This is a genomic window from Acinetobacter sp. Colony158 (assembly GCF_019264745.1).
In the GTDB taxonomy this organism is placed as follows: Bacteria; Pseudomonadota; Gammaproteobacteria; order Pseudomonadales; family Moraxellaceae; genus Acinetobacter; species Acinetobacter ursingii.
Genome location: NZ_CP078523.1, coordinates 3,029,855 through 3,030,221 on the forward strand (window position 1 = coordinate 3,029,855; position 367 = coordinate 3,030,221).

The window sequence follows — 367 nt, forward strand, 5'->3', positions numbered from 1 at the left end:
TACTTTGGATGAAGTACAAGATTATGCAACACAGTGGTTGTGGCACTACAATCATGAACGACCACATCAAGCTAACGGAGGCAAACCACCTCTAATGGCTGCTTAACCTCTACTTTTAAATTCAGTTATTTATGGGAGGATTACCATACGATAATGCTCTGGCTGAAACGGTGAATGGCTTATAAAAAACAGAGGTGATTGAATATTTAAAAGCAGATTGGCAAGGTTTAGCAGATGTACAACTTGCGACACTAAACTGGGTAGATTGGTTCAATAAAAAGCGTGTACACAGTGCACTAGGTTATGTATCGCCTTTTGAGTTTGAAGCAATCTACTATGATAAAATTAACCCGTTAGGTCAGGTGGC

General features: G+C 39.5%; 1 protein-coding gene and 1 pseudogene. Both read left to right on the forward strand.

Features of this window, described 5'->3' with window-relative positions; genetic code table 11:
• Window positions 1-106, forward strand: a 106-nt coding sequence (locus JR005_RS12470) for an integrase core domain-containing protein (RefSeq protein WP_218665841.1), incomplete at its 5' end; no start/stop codon positions are given.
• A 31-nt stretch (window positions 107-137) separates the two neighbouring features.
• A pseudogene (locus JR005_RS12475) lies at window positions 138-367 on the forward strand (integrase core domain-containing protein); the annotation flags it as partial.